Raw genomic sequence first — 14,422 nt, forward strand, 5'->3', positions numbered from 1 at the left:
CTAAACGCGCTCGCGTCGGCCGATACGGTGGGGGAGGAGGTGGCCGATGACTTGGGTGGTGGTCTTTTTCGGTGCGGCGGTGCTCGTGGCTTTTACGCCAGGGGCGAACAACCTGCTTGGCCTGCACCATGGCATGACACAAGGTGCCTGGAAGGGGCTCGTCGGCCTGTTAGGCCGTTTGGCGGCGTTCACGGTCTTGATCGCGGCAGTCGCCGCAGGGCTCGGGCAACTCCTCGCCGCCTCCGAACTTGCACTCACGGTGATCAAGTGGGCGGGTGTCGCCTACCTCGTCTGGATCGGCGGGCGACTCCTGTGGTCGACCTTCGGCGGCGAACGGACGGCGGTGGTCCCGGGGCCGCAAGGCGCTGGACCCGTACCGGCGCTGCGGGTCGCGAGGAAGGAATTCGTCGTCGCGATCACGAACCCGAAGGCGATCCTCATCTTCACGGCGTTCGTTCCGCAGTTCATCGACGCAGCTCACGGCTCCTTTCCCGCCCAGATCGCGATCCTCGGCGCCGTTTATCTGCTGGCCGAATTCGTCGCGGGCGCCACTTATATCGGTGCCGGCACGCTCGTGAAGTCGCTCCGCCTGTCCCGCCGCGCGACGCGCAACGTCGATCGCGGCACCGGCGTCGTGCTGATCGGCATGGCGGGCGCCCTCGCCGCGTCGAGCTCCTGAGCCCCGCGCCTGATCACAGCGCGTTTAGCGGGCTAAGTGCGATCCAGTGCGGCCGAAAAGTGGGGAACCACAGGGCGATCTGTCAAGGTTCCAGAGGGGGAAGCGGAGATCGATCAACCTCGTGGACCAACCTTCGTTCGGAAAACCCACAGGCACTGCGAACACGCCCTGTGAAGCTGTTAGAGTCGGCGACACGCTTCGGGACGAGTGTGCCCCGAAGCGTTCCTGGCTTGTGCCAGAAAGCTGTGTATTCCTGCCGGCCCCAGGCCGGCCAAGCCGATCGTCGGTAAGACAGCCGACGACGCCGAGGAGGTCCCCCGCGTGCTCAGCGCCTTCCGCTCGGCTCTCGCGACGCCGGATCTACGTAAGAAGATCCTGTTCACGCTAGCCATCGTCGCGGTCTACCGAATCGGTGCCACCATCCCGGCCCCGGGCATCTCTTACTCCGCTGTGCAGCAATGCACGGAGACTGGGTCGCAGGAGGGCGTCTATCAGCTGCTGAACCTGTTCAGCGGTGGTGCGCTACTGCAGCTGTCGCTGTTCTCGACCGGCATCATGCCGTACATCACGGCGAGCATCATCGTCCAGCTTCTCACCGTGGTCATCCCGCGGTTCGAGGAGCTGAAGAAGGAAGGCCAGGCCGGCCAGGGCAAGCTGACCCAGTACACCCGGTACCTGACGATCGCTCTCGCGGTCCTGCAGGCGACCGGTGTGGTGGCGCTCGCCGACCGCAAGCAGCTCTTCCCGCAGTGTGAAACCGCGATCATCCCGGACAACAGCGTCTACACGCTGGCCATCATCGTCGTCACGATGACCGCCGGTACCGCCGTCATGATGTGGCTGGGTGAGCTGATCACCGAGCGCGGTGTCGGCAACGGCATGTCCGTGCTGATCTTCCTGAACATCGCGGCCCGCATCCCGATCGAGGGTGGCAACATCCTCAGCAGCGCCGGTCCGGTGGTCTTCACCCTGATCTGCGTGTTCGGCCTGGTGATCATCGCCAGCGTCATCTTCGTCGAGCAGGGCCAGCGCCGGATCCCGGTGCAGTACGCCAAGCGCATGATCGGCCGCCGCATGTACGGCGGAACCTCGACCTACCTGCCGATCAAGGTGAACCAGGCCGGTGTCATCCCGGTCATCTTCGCCTCATCGCTGCTCTACCTGCCGGACCTGATCAGCCGCCTTGTCGGGGACGCCAACAGCAACGCCGGCTGGCAGGTCTTCATCCAGAACTACATCGTCAACCAGTCCAGCTGGGCGCACGTCCTGCTGTACTTCGCGTTGATCATCTTCTTCACGTACTTCTACATCACGATCACGTTCAACGTGGACGAGCGTGCGGAAGAAATGAAGAAGTTCGGTGGCTTCATCCCGGGTATCCGCCCGGGCCGTCCCACCGCGGAGTACCTCAGCTACGTCCTCGGCCGGATCACTCTGCCGGGCTCTTTGTACCTGGGCATCATCGCGATCCTTCCGAACTTCTTCCTGTCCGTCACCGGTAGCGGGAACAACCAGAACTTCCCGTTCGGTGGCACGGCTGTGCTGATCATGGTCGGTGTCGGTCTCGACACCGTGAAGCAGATCGAAAGCCAGCTGATGCAACGTAACTACGAAGGGTTCTTGAAGTGACGCGCCTGGTTCTCGTTGGCCCTCCTGGCGCGGGCAAAGGTACTCAGGCGGTAGCACTGTCGGAGAAGCTCCGGATCCCGCACATCTCGACCGGCGATCTGTTCCGCGCCCACGTGGGCGAGCAGACGCCGCTGGGCCAGGAAGCCAAGCGCTACTTGGATTCCGGTGAGCTCGTCCCGGACTCGGTCACGAACGAAATGGTGCGCGAGCGCCTGGCCGAGCCGGACGCCAAGGTCGGGTTCCTGCTGGACGGCTTCCCGCGCAACACGAAGCAGGCCGAGGTCCTCGGCGAGATCCTCGGCGAGGCCGACACCGTGCTCAACGCGGTCATCCAGCTCCAGGTTTCGGAGGACGTCGTCGTCGAGCGGCTGCTTTCGCGCGGCCGCTCGGACGACACCGAAGACGTCATCCGTCGTCGTCAGCAGATCTACGTGTCCGAGACGGCTCCGCTGCTCGAGTACTACGCGGACATCCTCGTCACGGTCGACGGCGTCGGCACGGTCGACGAGATCTCCGCCCGCGTGCTGGAAGCGCTGCGCGACCGCACGTGAATCTCGGAGGACTGCGTGTACTGCAACGACTTCGTCGTGGGCGCATGATCGAACTCAAGACCCCTGGCGAGCTCCAGGCGATGCGTGCCGCCGGTCTGGTGGTCTGGCGCACCCTCACCGCGGTGCGCGAGATCGCCAAGCCGGGGGCCACGACGGCCGATCTCGACGAACTCGCCGAGCAGACGATCCGCGACGCCGGGGCGGTGCCCTCGTTCAAGGGTTACCACGGCTTCCCGGCGTCGATTTGCGCCTCGGTGAACGAGCAGATCGTCCACGGCATCCCGTCGAAGACGCAGGTCCTCAACGAGGGCGACATCATCTCCGTGGACTGCGGCGCGATCCTCGACGGCTGGCACGGCGACTCCGCGGTCACTCTCGCGATCGGTGAGGTGTCGAAGGCGGATCTCGCGCTTTCGGCGGCCACCGAGGCGGCGATGTGGGCGGGGATCGCCGCGGTGTCGGCCGGCGGCCGGCTCACCGACATCTCGCACGCCGTACAGACCGCGGCGGAGAAGGCGAGCCGGGAAGACGGCATCGAGTACGGGATGATCGTCGAGTACGGCGGTCATGGCATCGGGCGCCAGATGCACATGGACCCGTTCCTGCCGAACCTGGGCAAGCCGGGCAAGGGCCCGCGGCTCAAGAGCGGGATGGCGCTCGCGATCGAGCCCATGCTGACCGGCGGCGGCGGTGAGACCGTCGAGCTCGACGACGGGTGGACAGTCGTGACCGCGGACGGCTCGCGTGCCGCGCACTGGGAGCACACCGTCGCGATCACCGATGACGGCCCTTGGGTACTGACCGCCCCCGAAGACGCCTGACCCAGCCCCGTCACCCGGATCGCGTTTAGCCCGCTAAACGCAAGTGCGCTCCGACCTGCGCTTCGCCCCCTGATCGCGCTCCCGGTGTGCGCGATCAGGGAGCGAAAGTCGCGTGGGCGCCGGAGCGCAGTTAGCCCGCTAAACGCGAGTCGGCCCGCCGTCCGCCACAGCCCCGAGGCCCGCCGTAGAGCCGCCCGCGCCTTGCCTCCATCGGGTGGACTTCGCCCCTGCCATGGCATGCCAGGTCGCAGGCTCACCGGAGCGCGATTAGGGGGCTAAACGCACGTCGGCGCAGGCGTACAATGGAGGCAGTCGCCACCGGCGGGCACAGGGGTCATCTAACACAGTTACCCCCCGTTTGGGGCTCACGACACGGGTTGCGTACACTGTCAAGTCGGTGTACTCATCGCGCCCGGATCCTGCGCGCTCGTGACTTCTCGCGAACGGACATTGGAGCCGGGCAGGAGTGTGCCGAAGCACCACCCAGCCAAGCACTCAAGCTCTGACTGATAACACAGCGTAGCGACAGGAAATGCGGAGGACATGGGCAAGAAAGACGGGGCCATCGAGGTCGAAGGCCGCGTAGTCGAGCCGCTCCCCAACGCGATGTTCCGCGTCGAGTTGGAGAACGGCCACAAGGTCCTTGCACACATCAGCGGCAAGATGCGGCAGCACTACATCCGCATCCTGCCCGAGGACAGGGTTGTCGTGGAGCTCTCGCCCTACGACTTGTCTCGTGGTCGCATCGTCTATCGCTACAAGTGATCACGACGAGTTAGCACAAGCAGGAGAGCAGGAGACGTGAAGGTCCAGCCGAGCGTCAAGAAGATCTGCGACAAGTGCAAGGTGATCCGCCGTCACGGCCGGATCATGGTGATCTGCGAGAACCTGCGGCACAAGCAGCGGCAGGGCTGATCACTCGCACTCGTACAGAGTGGATTGACGGCTACACAATCTCCCCGCACCTGCCGGGCCGTGCGAACGGCCCGGTTCACCCTCGGACTTCAGGCCGAGGCCGGGACACCCGAAGCGCAAGCAGAGGGCACGACAGGCGAGTCGGTCCCGGGACCGGACGGGGAGCAGACCTGAAGATGAATTCTATGAAGGAGCATCAACGCCAATGGCACGACTCGCTGGCGTAGACCTCCCCCGCGAAAAGCGGTTGGAGATCGCGCTGACCTACATCTACGGCATCGGCCGTACCCGCTCGAAGCAGCTCATCGCGGCTGCCGAGCTCAACGCGGACACTCGCGTCAAGGATCTGAGCGATGACGACCTCGCCAAGCTGCGGGTCTACATCGAAGAGAACTTCAAGGTCGAGGGTGACCTTCGCCGCGAGGTGAACGCCGACATCCGTCGGAAGATCGAGATCGGGTGCTACGAGGGCCTTCGCTGGCGTCGCGGACTTCCCGTCCGTGGTCAGCGCACCAAGACCAACGCCCGCACCCGCAAGGGTCCGAAGAAGACGGTCGCCGGCAAGAAGAAGGCTGGCAAGAAGTGAGCGTCCAGGGCAAGAAGGTCGTGCAGATGGGCGGCGTTCACCGTCGCGGCTCGGCTTGTGTCTCGCCCAAGGCGCTCTACGCCCGCCCGATGGCGCTGCGGAACCTGTACACCGACGCCGGTTCGATCATCCGGCGCGGACAGGCCGAAGCGGTCGCCGCTCACCAAGAGAACGCGCGCTAACAGGAGAACCCTCAAAACATGCCACCGAAGTCTCGTACTGCGGCGGGGGCCAAGAAGGTCCGCCGTAAGGAAAAGAAGAATGTCGCGCACGGTCACGCGCACATCAAGAGCACCTTCAACAACACCATCGTCTCGATCACGGACCCGACCGGTGCCGTGATCGCGTGGGCGTCGAGTGGTCACGTGGGCTTCAAGGGCTCGCGTAAGTCCACCCCGTTCGCCGCGCAGATGGCCGCCGAGAACGCCGCCCGCAAGGCTGCCGAGCACGGCATGAAGAAGGTCGACGTTTTCGTGAAGGGCCCGGGTTCGGGCCGCGAGACGGCGATCCGCTCGCTGCAGGCGGCCGGCCTCGAGGTCGGCACCATCCAGGACGTGACCCCGCAGCCTCACAACGGCTGCCGCCCGCCCAAGCGGCGCCGGGTCTGAGGAACGGGGAGGAGTAAGAAGAAATGGCTCGTTACACCGGCCCCGCGACGCGTATTTCGCGTCGCCTCAAGGTTGACCTCATCGGCGGCGACCAGGCTTTCGAGCGTCGCCCCTATCCGCCCGGCCAGCACGGCCGCGGTCGGATCAAGGAGTCCGAGTACCTCCTGCAGTCGCAGGAGAAGCAGAAGGCTCGTTACACGTACGGCGTTCTCGAGCGTCAGTTCGTCCGGTACTACAAGGAAGCCGTCCGGCGTCCCGGTAAGACCGGTGAGAACCTGCTGCAGATCCTCGAGTCCCGTCTCGACAACGTGATCTACCGCGCCGGCATCGCCCGCACCCGCCGTCAGGCGCGTCAGCTGGTGAGCCACGGCCACTTCGTGGTCAACGGCGTCAAGGTCAACGTGCCCTCGTACCAGGTCAGCAAGTGGGACATCATCGACGTGCGGCCGAAGTCGTTCTCGATGCTGCCCTTCGTCGCTGCCAAGGAGTCGTTCGGCGAGCGTCCCGTTCCCGCGTGGCTCCAGGTTGTTCCGTCCAACCTCCGTGTGCTGGTCCACCAGCTCCCGGAGCGCGCTCAGATCGATGTTCCGGTCCAGGAACAGCTGATCGTCGAGCTCTACTCGAAGTGATCCATCACCGGGCCGGGGTTTCCCCGGCCCGGTGTGGGCACGGGCGGCGGCGCCCGGAGCGCGCCGCCGTTTCGCCATCCCTTTCGGTGTCATATGGCGGGCGCCGTTTGGAAAGGAATTAGGAAAGATGCTGATTTCCCAGCGGCCGGCTCTCGGCGAAGAGACGGTCAACGAGACCCGCTCCCGGTTCACCATCGAACCGCTGGAGCCCGGCTTCGGCTACACGCTCGGCAACTCGCTGCGGCGCACGCTGCTGTCGTCCATTCCGGGCGCGGCCGTGACGAGCATCCGCATCGACGGCGTGCTGCACGAGTTCACCACCGTTCCCGGGGTGAAGGAAGACGTCACCGACATCATCCTGAACCTCAAGGAGCTCGTGGTCTCCTCAGAAGAGGACGAGCCGGTCACCATGTACCTGCGCAAGCAGGGCCCCGGTGAGGTCACGGCCGCCGACATCGTGCCCCCGGCCGGTGTCACCGTGCACAACCCGGATCTGCACATCGCGTCGCTGAACGGCAAGGGCAAGCTCGAGATCGAGCTCGTCGTCGAGCGCGGCCGCGGTTACGTTCCGGCCCTGCAGAACAAGCAGGCGGGCGCGGAGATCGGCCGGATCCCGGTCGACTCCATCTACTCCCCGGTGCTGAAGGTGACCTACAAGGTCGAGGCGACCCGTGTCGAGCAGCGCACCGACTTCGACAAGCTGATCCTGGACGTGGAGACGAAGCCGTCGATCACGCCGCGGGACGCCGTCGCGTCGGCCGGTAAGACGCTGGTGGAGCTGTTCGGTCTCGCGCGCGAGCTGAACGTCGACGCCGAGGGCATCGAGATCGGCCCGTCGCCGCAGGAGGCGGACACCATCGCCGCCTACGCGATGCCGATCGAGGACCTGGACCTCACCGTCCGGTCGTACAACTGCCTCAAGCGCGAGGGCATCCACACCGTCGGCGAACTGGTCTCGCGCAGCGAGGCCGACCTGCTGGACATCCGCAACTTCGGCGCGAAGTCGATCGACGAGGTCAAGCTCAAGCTCGTCGGTCTCGGTCTCGCGCTGAAGGACAGCCCGCCCGGGTTCGACCCGACCGCGGCCGCGGCCAGCTACGACGGTGAAGGCTGGTCCGAGGGCGTCGACAGCATCACGGACGGAATTTCGGACAATGGCCACGACGATGGCCAGGACTACGCAGAGACGGAGCAGCTGTAAGGCCAGCTACGGCTCCCTCACACCAGTAGGGGTGGGGGAGCGACGGCCTCCAGCTGTGAGCTGAACGAGGAGAACCGATGCCCACCCCCACAAAGGGACCCCGTCTCGGCGGGTCGCCCGCGCACGAGCGGCTGATTCTGGCCAATCTGGCCACCCAGCTGTTCGAGCACGGCAAGATCACGACGACCGAGGCGAAGGCCCGGCGGGTGCGCCCGCTGGCCGAGAAGCTGATCACGAAGGCGAAGCGGGGCGACCTGCACAACCGTCGTCAGATCCAGCGCGTTGTGCGCGACAAGGACGTCGTGCACAAGCTGATCGCCGAGATCGGTCCGTTCTTCGCGGAGCGTCCGGGTGGCTACACCCGGATCACCAAGACGATGGCGCGCAAGGGCGACAACGCCCCCATGGCGGTCATCGAGCTGGTGGCCGAGAAGACCGTCACCGCCGAGGCCGAGGCCGCGCGTAAGACGAAGTTCGCCAAGGACGAGCCGAAGGCTGCCGCCCCGGCCGCCGAGGAGACCACCGAGGCCACTGAGGCTGCCGACACGGCCGCCACCGAGGCTCCGGAGGCCACCGAGGCTCCTGCCGCCGACGAGGCCGCTGAGGCCCCCGCCGCGGACGCGGACAGCAAGAAGGACTGACGTCCTGACGGCACCGACCACCCCGGACGAGCCCGCCACTCCCACTGCGGAGGGCGGGCTCGTTCGTCTGCGTCTGGATGTTTCCTACGACGGCACCGATTTCTCCGGTTGGGCGCGGCAGCCTGGACGGCGCACGGTCCAGGGCGTCCTCGAAGAGGCGCTCGCGAAGCAGCCTCCAGGAGCCTCGGTCCCGAAGTCCGTCGTCGTCGCCGGCCGCACCGATGCCGGTGTGCACGCCGCCGGCCAGGTGGTCCACGTCGACGTGTCGCCTTTAGCGGGCAAAACGCGATCCGGTCGCTTGGAGGTGGACGCGCAGGGCATTCCTGACCTGCGCCGGATGTGCCATCGATGGAACCGGTATCTGCCGGGTGACGTCCGGGTCCTGGACGCTCGCGTGGCGCCCGCGGGCTTCGACGCGCGGTTCTCTGCCGTGCGGCGGCACTATCGCTACCGGGTCTCCGACGCGTCGTGGGGCGTGGATCCCTTGCGGCGCCATGACACCCTGGCCTGGGGAAGGCCGCTCTCGATCGACGCGATGAACGAGGCGTCAGCGTCCCTTTTGGGGCTCCAGGACTTCGCTGCCTTCTGTAAACAGCGCGAAGGCGGCACGACCATCCGAGAGCTGCAGAGGCTCGTCTGGCGGCGTACCGGGCCGCACGCGGTCGAGGTCGACGTCTCCGCCGACGCGTTCTGCCATTCGATGGTGCGCAGTTTGGTCGGGGCACTGCTTTTGGTCGGCGATGGCCGCCGTCCGCTGGATTGGCCCGGCGACGTCCTGGAGAGCCGCACGCGCGACAGCGCTGTCGCTCCCGCCCACGGCCTCACGCTCATGGCCGTCGACTATCCCCCGGACACCGAACTCGCCGCCCGCGCTGATCAAACGCGCGCCATGCGGACTCCCTCCTGACCCGGTCGCGGCACAGTTAGCGGGCTAACCGCGCTCCGGCGGGCCCGCCGGACGGCCTCGACGACGCCTTCGAAGTCGGTCGCCAGATCCTCTGCGGTGACGATCACGAACCGCCAGCCCTCGGCTTCCACGCGTCTTCGGCGTTTGCGGTCGTGGGCTCGTTGTTTCGCTGTGTTGTGCCATCGCCCGTCGTATTCGATGGCGACTTTTGCCTCGTCGTCCGCGAGGTCCAGGCGTGCGATGAAATGACCCGTCCGGGAGAAGACCTCGACCTGAGGTGTCGTCTTGATGCCGCCTGCGGCCAACACGATTCGAAGTTCCGACTCCCGGGGTGACTCCGCGCGGGGATCGGACAGCCGCAAAGCATGTCTGGCCAGGCGGATCCCTCGATTACGGCGGCCATAGAACTCCCGGTTGAGATGCAGATCGGTCAGCTTCTCGGCTCTCATGAACTGGTCCAGATCCGGGACGCCGGTGCGGAGCCGTCGCACCCACCCGGCTCTGCGGGGAGAAAGCCGGAGGAGCAGGTCCAACGCGATCCGGCTTTTCCTCGCGATACGAATGCCGTTCCAGGGCTTCGATTCTTCGGGTTTGACCTCGGTCCGCCGCACCTCGATACCGACTATCGGGCCGAAGCGGTGCTTCTCCGGCACGACCATCTCGACCGGGTCGTTGGGATTGGCCAGCTTGATGCCGTGGACGGTCGCGGCCGATCGGCCGGTCAGCACGGCTTCCGGCGGTGCCAGCAACGCGGCGCCACGGCAGCGCAGCTCGTGCGTGACTTCTACGTCAGCGCGCGTGTAGACGTCCTGGAAGAGCCTCCGGACGCTGGGACCGCGTAGCCGGCTCGCCGTGATGAGACCCGCTTTGCGCGCCTCGGAGCCACGGAAGACGTCGGGGAGATGGGATGAATCGAATGGTTTGGTCATGCCGACACGGTGATCGACAAGACCGACAACCCATGGCCGCCACCGTCCCCGCAGGGCCGACTTATCCACAACCCCCGGCTTATCCACAGCCGTCGTGATTGCCCCTTGACCGACCAAACGCGCGTCCCGCTTCCCGACCCAGGTCGACTTTCGCCCCCTAATCGCGCTCTGGGGCGGGACGCAAAACGGGGGCACTGTCCGATATGGACAGTGCCCCCGCAGAGCACGATTAGCCCGCGAAAGTCGACGCGCCGGGGTTAGTCGCCGCGCCGGACCGGGCCCAGGATCTGCTGTTCTTTGGCCGTCGTGACCAGGCGAAGGGGGCGCCACAGGTTGCGTCCCAGTGCGACGACCTGGTCGTCCTTCAACGTCGTGAGCTGCTTCATCATCTGCGGCGGGAGCCGCCAGATCCGCGCGGCCAGTTCGGCCTGACCCGGCGGGAGCCGCTGCATCAGCACCAGGTCGGCCGCGTTCGCGGTCGCCCCCGCCTGCGGATGCAGGTACGGCAGCACGTAGACCGTCGTCTGCCACGGCGAACGCGGCGGGAACAGGTCCTGCGGCGTCGGGCCGCCGTCGGTCACCACGAGCAGCGGCGCGTCCTCCGACGGGCGCGGGAGGTCCACCGGCGACAGCCGCCGGATCTGTACCAGCGGCGACGGCCTGCCGTTGGGCTGATTGCCCGCCGCCTGGGGGAGAACCTGCCACGCGGCCGGACGTCCGGTCGCCACGACGACCCACGCCCCGACGGCCATCGCCCGCAGCGCCACCTGGCGAGCCAGGTACAGACCGCCGACCAGCACGATCCGGGTCGGTGTCGAACGCAGCGCGGAGATCGTCAGCGGTTCGCCCTTGAGCCCGGAGCCGAGGACGATCCCGCCCCGGTCGCCGGACGGGCTGATCGCGTCGAGCATCGCCGGGTCTACGGTGAATTCGGGGGCGACCCCGGTGTTCTGGCCGGCGTCACGCATTCGGGTGCTCATGCCGTGCCTCCGATCGGCAACGTCGCGGAGAACCCGGAGATCTGCAGGCCGCGCAGCGGCGTCAGCGTCACGCCGAGCCGGTCCGAGATGCCCTGCAGCCGCTGGTCCGCCGCATCAAGTTCACGCGGGTTCCGCGCGCTCAGGCGCACGATGCCCCGCAAGCCGATCTTGCCCTCGTCAGCGGACGGTGAGATCGACATCGCCACCGTCGCCGACAACGCGCGGACACTGGTCAGCGCGTTCAGGCTGCCGCTGATCTTGCCCTTGGGCCAGCTGGTGATCGCGTAGCTCGCGTGTCCGATGCCCGCCGCCGTGACGCCGGTCCAGCGTTCCTGCAGACCGACTTTCGCGGGCGAACCGGCGACCGCGGTCAGCTCGGCTGCCGAAATGCTGGATCGCAGCAGCTCGTCCGGATCGAGCGGCCGGGTCGGCACGCCCTGGGACTCCAAGGCGTTGCGCACCCGCGACAACGCGCCGATCAGCGCGCGGTGGGCACCGACGACGCCGCCGCCGCGTTCGCGGATGGCGGCCGGGCACCGGCGCGGGTCGAGCCGGATGGCGACCCAGGTCGTCCGACGTGCGGCGGCTGGAAGCGGGCCGAGCACCTCCATGTAGGAGCTGAGCGCCGGCGAGTCCGACGGAAGCGCCGCGCTACCCGGGTAGCAGTGCCAGATCATCTGGATCGAGTCGAGGACCACACCGCGGTCTTCGAGACACGGCGCGAGCGCGGACAGCGGCAGGCTCGGTGCGCCACCGGCCTGGGTGATCAGCGCGGGAGCGGGCTCGACGAGCAGGACGGCGGTCCACGTCCCGTCGTTCCACGCGATGCCGACCTGCTGGCGTTCGTGGTCGACGCCGTGCGCGACCACGAGATCGGGAACGGCGAGGCGAAGCAGGTTCACCCTGGCGTCGTCGGGGCCGGTGACGGCGTCCTCTTCGGCGGCGAGCGTCTCGATGCTGCTCGGCGGAAGCGGAGTCGCCACACGATCATGCGAACGGAGCATGTACCGCGTGGTGAGTCCAGCCCATTGGGTGAACCAGCGGCCGCCCCAGCGCAGGAACGCGATGACGATCGCGACCACGAGGACGCCGATCGCGACGTACTTGAGCTTCATGTCGATCGCGAGGAGCACGAGACCGATCGCGAGCCCGAGTTCGAGCACGACCAGGTTCGCCACGGGCAGCGGGCCGAGGTTGATCCCGCCGGTCCGGCGCCGTGCGGGCGCGGCTATCCGCACCGCCGGGGTGGGCGGAGGACCGGACTGCGGGCCGGGGCCGCCGGGCGGAGGACCGCCTGGGCCACCAGGGCCACCAGGGCCACCAGGTCCGCCGGGCCCACCAGGCCCTCCTGGACCGGGGCCGCCGGGACCCTGAGGTCCGCCAGGGCCTCCTGGACCACCGGGTCCGCGAGGAACACCGGGGCCTCCCGGGCCTCCGGCGGGGCCACCCGGACCGGCCGGCCTGCCCGGCCTTGGCGGCGGCCCCGGCGGGCGGCCTGGAGGTTGAGACCCCGGAGGGCCAGGCGGACGTGGAGGAGTGGTGACGGACATCCGCGCTTTCTCTTCCCCTCGTGCGTGCTGCGTACCCGGAAAGCCGGTCCCGAGCGACTCGACCCTAGCTGGAGTTGGTAGAAACCCCACACCAGACGGTCCCCGTACGGCTATCCTGCGGAACCGTACCGCGACGGGGAGGACTGTAGGTCGAGAATGCCATCAACACCGACTACTAAGTCTCAAGTTCAGGCTTATCAGTTCGTTCTGCGCCGGATGCAATCCGCGCTGGTCCGTCGCGACGCCGTCATGCTCCACGACCCGATGCGCACGCACACACGCGCCACCATCGTCGGTGTCGTGCTGGCCGCGCTGGGCGTCCTGGTCTTCGTGATCTGGGGACTCCTGAGCCCGAAGCCTTCCGTGCCGGATGCGGGGAACATCGTCATCGGCGAACAGTCCGGAACGGTTTACGTCGTCGCCGGGAACCCCAAGAAACTGATTCCGACCTTCAACCTCGCCTCCGCAAGGCTGCTGATCATCGCTCAGTCGAAACAAGGGGCGCAGCAGGCGGGAAACAAGCCTTCCGGGCCTACACAGGCCTCCGAGGTGAAGAACCCCACAGTCGTTTCGGACGAACAGCTGAAGAACATTCCCCGCGGCCAGCTCATGGGCATTCCCAACGGCCCGCAGCTGATGCCGACCGAAGGCCAGCGTGTCACCCCGGAGTGGGGCGTATGCGACGAGGTCATGTTCGACCCTTCGGTGCCGAGGCCAGATCTCACGAAGACGGAAACGACCGTCTACGCGGGTGTGAAGCAGCTGGGAAACCGTGAGCTCGGCCAGAACGAGGCACTGCTGGCCAAGGCCGCCAACGGCCGGACCTATCTGATCTACCGGTTGGCGTCGAACCCCAACCTCCCGAACGCGAACGCAGTCAAGGCCGAGATCAAGCCCGACGCCAGTGCCGTCCTGTCCGCGTTGAAGCTGCCCGATCAGCCTCGCGGTATCTCCCAGGGCCTGCTGGACGCGATTCCCGAGGTGCCGGAGCTGAAGCTGCCGGATGTCGAGGGCAAGGGCGGGACCCCCAACTTCGACATCGACGGACTCAAGATCGGAGACGTCTTCTCCACCGAGCAAGCCGGCGGGAAACTCGACTTCTACCTCATCACGCGGGAGGGGATCCAGCCCATCTCCCCGGCCGTCGCGGACATCGTCCAGACCGGGAAGAACGACGGCAGCACTTCGGTGATGTCCGTGGCACTGGGCAAGATCCGCAACGTCACGCGGGTGACCGCGGGGCAGAAGGGCTTCGTCGACCTCGACGCGTACCCCCAGACAGTGCCGACAGTGCTCAACGCGACCCAGGGTTCCCGGGTCTCCTGCCTGAGCTGGTCCATCACCGGCGACGGCGCCAACCGGGACGGGCACACCGCGGTCTTCGTCGACGACAAGCTGCCGAAGGGCAGGAACGCCGACGGTTCCGCTCCCGGGGTCAAGATCGGTACCCCTGGCCCGGTCGGCGCACCGATCAACAGCTTCTACATGGAGCCGGGTTACGCGGCGGTCGTCCAGTCGGCGACCGGCAAGGAGACCTTCGACAAGGGGCCGATCCAGCTGATCTCCGATCGCGGGATCCGGTACGGCGTCCCGGACGCGGTCACGGCGGACTCGATCGGGCTCAACAAGCGGGTGCCCGCACCGGAAGCCATCGTCAGGATCCTGCCGGTCGGCGCGTCGCTGAACACACAGGACGTGCTTCGTACGTTCGACACGGTGCCGATCGACGACAGGGCGGGTTCGGTCGCGACTCAGTCGCAGCAGGCTCCGGCGGGGAACTGATCCCGGGAACCCCT

Annotated in this window: 18 protein-coding genes; 14 read left to right on the forward strand and 4 right to left on the reverse strand. The window is 67.0% G+C overall.

Annotated features, from left to right (window positions below; translation table 11 throughout):
• The first annotated feature begins 46 nt into the window (after positions 1-46).
• The 13 genes from ACZ5ZX_RS05885 to truA all read left to right on the forward strand — a co-directional run bounded on the left by ACZ5ZX_RS05885 (position 47) and on the right by truA (position 9,167).
• Positions 47-679 (forward strand): LysE family translocator, encoded by a 633-nt coding sequence (locus ACZ5ZX_RS05885; RefSeq protein WP_465500837.1) that lies wholly within the window; start codon positions 47-49, stop codon positions 677-679.
• A 321-nt stretch (positions 680-1,000) separates the two neighbouring features.
• Positions 1,001-2,308, forward strand: a complete 1,308-nt coding sequence (gene secY, locus ACZ5ZX_RS05890; protein WP_465460529.1) for a preprotein translocase subunit SecY — start codon at positions 1,001-1,003, stop codon at positions 2,306-2,308.
• Positions 2,305-2,859 (forward strand): adenylate kinase, encoded by a 555-nt coding sequence (locus ACZ5ZX_RS05895; RefSeq protein ID WP_465500838.1) that lies wholly within the window; start codon positions 2,305-2,307, stop codon positions 2,857-2,859. Before secY ends, ACZ5ZX_RS05895 begins: the two co-directional genes overlap by 4 nt.
• A gap of 44 nt (positions 2,860-2,903) precedes the next feature.
• Positions 2,904-3,680: a type I methionyl aminopeptidase gene (map, locus tag ACZ5ZX_RS05900; protein ID WP_465500839.1), complete on the forward strand. Its 777-nt coding sequence runs from the start codon at positions 2,904-2,906 to the stop codon at positions 3,678-3,680.
• Between the two features lie 543 nt (positions 3,681-4,223).
• Positions 4,224-4,445: a translation initiation factor IF-1 gene (gene infA / locus ACZ5ZX_RS05905; RefSeq protein ID WP_005166804.1), complete on the forward strand. Its 222-nt coding sequence runs from the start codon at positions 4,224-4,226 to the stop codon at positions 4,443-4,445.
• 36 nt (positions 4,446-4,481) lie between these two features.
• Positions 4,482-4,595, forward strand: coding sequence for a 50S ribosomal protein L36 (gene rpmJ, locus ACZ5ZX_RS05910; RefSeq protein ID WP_004558882.1), 114 nt, complete (start codon positions 4,482-4,484; stop codon positions 4,593-4,595).
• Between the two features lie 205 nt (positions 4,596-4,800).
• A complete protein-coding gene (gene rpsM, locus ACZ5ZX_RS05915; RefSeq protein WP_005166805.1) occupies positions 4,801-5,181 on the forward strand; it encodes a 30S ribosomal protein S13 in 381 nt (126 codons plus the stop codon).
• The gene (locus ACZ5ZX_RS05920) at positions 5,178-5,363 is read left to right on the forward strand and encodes a hypothetical protein (protein WP_004558884.1); all 186 of its coding nucleotides are present in this window, start codon (positions 5,178-5,180) and stop codon (positions 5,361-5,363) included. The genes rpsM and ACZ5ZX_RS05920 overlap by 4 nt, the downstream gene beginning before the upstream one ends.
• 18 nt (positions 5,364-5,381) lie before the next feature.
• Positions 5,382-5,789: a 30S ribosomal protein S11 gene (rpsK, locus tag ACZ5ZX_RS05925; RefSeq protein ID WP_004558885.1), complete on the forward strand. Its 408-nt coding sequence runs from the start codon at positions 5,382-5,384 to the stop codon at positions 5,787-5,789.
• A gap of 23 nt (positions 5,790-5,812) precedes the next feature.
• Positions 5,813-6,418 (forward strand): 30S ribosomal protein S4, encoded by a 606-nt coding sequence (gene rpsD / locus ACZ5ZX_RS05930; RefSeq protein ID WP_061979949.1) that lies wholly within the window; start codon positions 5,813-5,815, stop codon positions 6,416-6,418.
• Between the two features lie 127 nt (positions 6,419-6,545).
• The gene (locus tag ACZ5ZX_RS05935; RefSeq protein ID WP_005166811.1) at positions 6,546-7,619 is read left to right on the forward strand and encodes a DNA-directed RNA polymerase subunit alpha; all 1,074 of its coding nucleotides are present in this window, start codon (positions 6,546-6,548) and stop codon (positions 7,617-7,619) included.
• Between the two features lie 77 nt (positions 7,620-7,696).
• Entirely contained in the window at positions 7,697-8,260 is a 564-nt protein-coding gene (gene rplQ, locus ACZ5ZX_RS05940; RefSeq protein ID WP_061979948.1) for a 50S ribosomal protein L17, read from the forward strand.
• Positions 8,261-8,333: 73 nt separating this feature from the next.
• Positions 8,334-9,167 carry a tRNA pseudouridine(38-40) synthase TruA gene (gene truA / locus ACZ5ZX_RS05945; RefSeq protein WP_465501052.1) on the forward strand — a complete coding sequence of 278 codons (834 nt, stop codon included), beginning with the start codon at positions 8,334-8,336 and terminating at the stop codon, positions 9,165-9,167.
• On the opposite strand, the gene ACZ5ZX_RS05950 is transcribed toward truA, so the two are convergent.
• From ACZ5ZX_RS05950 to ACZ5ZX_RS05965, 4 genes are all read right to left on the reverse strand, one after another.
• Positions 9,137-10,096, reverse strand: coding sequence for an endonuclease domain-containing protein (locus tag ACZ5ZX_RS05950; RefSeq protein WP_465500840.1), 960 nt, complete (start codon positions 10,094-10,096; stop codon positions 9,137-9,139). The two genes, truA and ACZ5ZX_RS05950, sit on opposite strands and share 31 nt — an antisense overlap.
• Positions 10,097-10,353: 257 nt before the next feature.
• Positions 10,354-11,076 carry a hypothetical protein gene (locus ACZ5ZX_RS05955; protein WP_465500841.1) on the reverse strand — a complete coding sequence of 241 codons (723 nt, stop codon included), beginning with the start codon at positions 11,074-11,076 and terminating at the stop codon, positions 10,354-10,356.
• Positions 11,073-12,254, reverse strand: a complete 1,182-nt coding sequence (gene eccE / locus ACZ5ZX_RS05960; protein ID WP_465501053.1) for a type VII secretion protein EccE — start codon at positions 12,252-12,254, stop codon at positions 11,073-11,075. Before eccE ends, ACZ5ZX_RS05955 begins: the two co-directional genes overlap by 4 nt.
• Positions 12,255-12,304: 50 nt before the next feature.
• Complete coding sequence (locus ACZ5ZX_RS05965) at positions 12,305-12,493, reverse strand: hypothetical protein (protein ID WP_465500842.1); 189 nt, start codon at positions 12,491-12,493, stop codon at positions 12,305-12,307.
• A gap of 289 nt (positions 12,494-12,782) precedes the next feature.
• Between ACZ5ZX_RS05965 and eccB the strand changes: the two genes are divergently transcribed.
• Entirely contained in the window at positions 12,783-14,408 is a 1,626-nt protein-coding gene (gene eccB, locus ACZ5ZX_RS05970; RefSeq protein ID WP_465500843.1) for a type VII secretion protein EccB, read from the forward strand.
• The last annotated feature ends 14 nt before the right edge of the window (positions 14,409-14,422 follow it).

The sequence above is a fragment of the Amycolatopsis sp. NPDC033938 genome, from assembly GCF_055575975.1.

What these genes read in the sequence shown, in the direction of transcription:
- ACZ5ZX_RS05885 (WP_465500837.1), top strand. Translation starts at nt 47, where the DNA reads ATGACTTGGGTGGTGGTCTTTTTCGGTGCGGCGGTGCTCGTGGCTTTT.
- rpsD (WP_061979949.1), top strand. Translation starts at nt 5,813, where the DNA reads ATGGCTCGTTACACCGGCCCCGCGACGCGTATTTCGCGTCGCCTCAAG.
- rpsK (WP_004558885.1), top strand. Translation starts at nt 5,382, where the DNA reads ATGCCACCGAAGTCTCGTACTGCGGCGGGGGCCAAGAAGGTCCGCCGT.
- ACZ5ZX_RS05950 (WP_465500840.1), bottom strand. Translation starts at nt 10,096, where the DNA reads ATGACCAAACCATTCGATTCATCCCATCTCCCCGACGTCTTCCGTGGC.
- eccB (WP_465500843.1), top strand. Translation starts at nt 12,783, where the DNA reads ATGCCATCAACACCGACTACTAAGTCTCAAGTTCAGGCTTATCAGTTC.
- ACZ5ZX_RS05935 (WP_005166811.1), top strand. Translation starts at nt 6,546, where the DNA reads ATGCTGATTTCCCAGCGGCCGGCTCTCGGCGAAGAGACGGTCAACGAG.
- rplQ (WP_061979948.1), top strand. Translation starts at nt 7,697, where the DNA reads ATGCCCACCCCCACAAAGGGACCCCGTCTCGGCGGGTCGCCCGCGCAC.
- rpsM (WP_005166805.1), top strand. Translation starts at nt 4,801, where the DNA reads ATGGCACGACTCGCTGGCGTAGACCTCCCCCGCGAAAAGCGGTTGGAG.
- infA (WP_005166804.1), top strand. Translation starts at nt 4,224, where the DNA reads ATGGGCAAGAAAGACGGGGCCATCGAGGTCGAAGGCCGCGTAGTCGAG.
- ACZ5ZX_RS05955 (WP_465500841.1), bottom strand. Translation starts at nt 11,076, where the DNA reads ATGAGCACCCGAATGCGTGACGCCGGCCAGAACACCGGGGTCGCCCCC.
- map (WP_465500839.1), top strand. Translation starts at nt 2,904, where the DNA reads ATGATCGAACTCAAGACCCCTGGCGAGCTCCAGGCGATGCGTGCCGCC.